This is a genomic window from Blastocatellia bacterium (assembly GCA_035275065.1).
GTDB lineage: Bacteria > Acidobacteriota > Blastocatellia > UBA7656 > UBA7656 > DATENM01.
This window is the reverse complement of sequence record DATENM010000096.1, coordinates 1-2357: the sequence shown is the minus strand read 5'-3', so window position 1 is coordinate 2357 and position 2357 is coordinate 1. Positions and strand designations below refer to the sequence as shown.

Here is a 2357-nt window from a genome sequence, read left to right as displayed (position 1 = left end):
TTGGCCACATCCAGCTCGCCCTTCAGCACGCAGCGGCCTTGCAGAATGTAGTAGCCCGAGCCGGGGGCCTGCATGCAGTGGAAGATCATCCCCTGTTGCATGGGCGTTAGCGGGTACACTGCCTCTACGTTCGTCTTGTCTTTCATTGCTCTAATTCTTTCCGGTCCAGGTTGGTGTTTATCTGGTTGGCTAAGGTCACCTGAAGCGCTTGCTATGAATGGGCATCTTCTGGCTCTACTTCGATTCCGTCGAGGATACTGTCCAGCTCTTGTGAGTCGAAACCCACTACGTCGAGGTCAACGGCAGAGGGGGCTTCTGTGATGGAACTTACACTTGCGATGATTTGCCGAAGGACATCAAGATAACTCTGTGCCAGCCTTTCTACCGTGTCGGCACGGTGCAGGTTGCGGCTGTAAGCCCATTCAGATTGGAAGCGCCCACGGCTGATCCAGCAGTTGATCTCAAACGTGTACTCCCGCATGTCCTGCGGACTATGCCTTGGCCCGTGCTCAGCTCCTGAGATTAAGAACTGGCGGTCTGACTTTTTCGCCTCATCAAACTGTCCGAGGTAGTTAAAACAGATTTCCGGCTCCGCCGCCTGTGACAACTCCCTGGCGATCTCTGATTCTGCATTCAAATACCTCAAGATCCCATAACCAATACCGCGCTGCGGCACCCGCCGCATCTGCTCCTCGACTCGCCGCATCTGCTGCCTCGGCCACTCTCCTGCCTGCCTGTCGATCCACACCGGGTAGACGCTCGTGAGCCATCCCACACTCCGCGTCAGGTCAACTCCCACCACCTCTTCCTCTCGCCCGTGGCCCTCCAGCTCCACCTTCACGCCACTCCCCCCGCTCCATGCGCAGATACTCTCGACCAGCGCTCCCACCAGCACCTCCTGCAACTCGCCGCCGACAGCCTTCACCACCTCCCGCACCAGCTGCCGCGTCTGCTCCTGGCTCAGCCCCACCACCACCGTCGCGCCGCTGTCGCCAAGGTTCTCGCCTTCCTCATAGTCCCGCGGCAGCCGCCCGCCGCCCTGTCGCACCACCTTGCGCCAGTACTCTCCCTCCTGCCTCTCCAGCTCTCCTGCGCGGGCAACCTCCTCCAACCCGGCTGCCCACTGCTGATAGGAATTCGTCTTTTCGGCCAATTCCACCGCCTCGCCGCGCCGCAGTCCCTCGTAGGCATGGATTAAATCCTCCAGCAGCACGCCCCACGAGACCGTGTCTATCACCAGGTGGTGCGCCACGACCAGCACCCACGCCTCCCGCTCGGGCCCGAAGTCGAAGTAGCCCAGCCGCAGCAGCCGCCCCTCGTCCAGTTGCAGGCTCGCCTGCAACTCGCCGGCCGCCTGCCGGAAGGCACTTTCCCAGGCGGAGGCTTCCAGCCCCGACAGGTCGATCATCTGGATCAGGTCAGTCGGCACCTGCGGGCTGATGGCCTGCCGCCACTGGCCGGCCTCGCGCCAGAAGCGCGCCCGCAGCTGGTCGTGGTGGAGGCACAGGGCAGTGACCGCCGCTTGCAGAGTGAGCGGGTCAATGGGCGTGGCGCCTTCCAGCAACAAGGATTGGTTGTAGTGATGAGGATGACGGCGTTGCTGCTCGAAGAAGCGGGCCTGGATGGGCGTCAGGGGGACAGGCCCGGAGAGCAGTCCCTGCGCGGCCGCCAGGCGTTTGACGGTGCCGACCTCTGTGGCGAGTTCGGCGATGCTCTGGTGCAGGAAGATTTGTCGCGGCGTTATTGATATTCCCGCACGTTGAGCTCTAGATGCTACGTGAATAGCCAGAATCGAGTCGCCGCCGAGCTCAAAGAAGTTGTCGTGGATGCCGACCTGAGGAAGCCTGAGCATCTCAGCCCAGATGCGGCAAAGGGCTTGCTCGACAGGGCTGCTGGGTACTTGTGAGAGGTCCGCCGGCTCGGTGTCGGCGGTGGGAGCGGGCAGGGCCTTGCGGTCGAGCTTGCCGTTGGCCGTCAGCGGCAGCTCCTCTAGCTCCACGTACGCCGTCGGCACCATATACTCCGGCAGCCGCTCTTTCAACTGCCTCCTCATCTCCCCTCTCTCTATCTTCCTCCCCTCCCTCATCACCACGTACCCCACCAGCCGCTTCTCCCCTCTCTCTCCTCCTACCGCCGCCGCCGCCGCGTCCTCCACCCACTCGGCCTCCTTCATCGCCGCTTCGATCTCCCCCAACTCGATCCGATACCCTCGCACCTTCACCTGCTGATCCACTCGCCCAAGGTACTCCAGCCGCCCGTCTCCCACATACCTCCCCACGTCGCCCGTCCGATACAGCCGCTCGCCGCTTCCCCCTCCCAGCCAATCCGGCACATACCTCTCCCCACTCTGCTTCCCA

At 62.7% G+C, this 2357-nt stretch carries 1 protein-coding gene; it reads right to left on the bottom strand.

Features of this window, described 5'->3' with window-relative positions; genetic code table 11:
* Positions 1-211: 211 nt before the first annotated feature.
* Positions 212-2233: a condensation domain-containing protein gene (locus tag VJ464_21545; GenBank protein HKQ07725.1), complete on the bottom strand. Its 2022-nt coding sequence runs from the start codon at positions 2231-2233 to the stop codon at positions 212-214.
* Positions 2234-2357: the final 124 nt, after the last annotated feature.